At 38.4% G+C, this 229-nt stretch carries 1 protein-coding gene; it reads left to right on the plus strand.

From position 1 onward, the window contains the following. On the plus strand, positions 1-218 hold a 218-nt coding region (locus tag V6252_RS13080), incomplete at its 5' end, for a hypothetical protein (protein ID WP_341610736.1). Between the last annotated feature and the right edge of the window lie 11 nt (positions 219-229).

The following is a 229-nucleotide window of genomic DNA, read 5'->3' on the forward strand; positions in this document are numbered from 1 at the left end:
CAGTTGACTTCAATAGTAAAAACAGCAATATCACTGTATCTAAAGACACTACTAATAATGATGTCTCGTTCGAACTCAACAATAATTTAGCCCTAGGTAATAACGGTAGTGTAGAAATGGGCTCAAGCTCTCCATTCGGTTTTGCTGATACAACGACACTTGATCGTTCTGGTCTTAAAACAGGTTCCTCATACCTTAGTACTACCGTTGATGGCTAAGGTGTTAAAAC

The sequence above is a fragment of the Psychrobacter proteolyticus genome (assembly GCF_038155145.1).
Classification (GTDB): Bacteria; Pseudomonadota; Gammaproteobacteria; order Pseudomonadales; family Moraxellaceae; genus Psychrobacter; species Psychrobacter proteolyticus_B.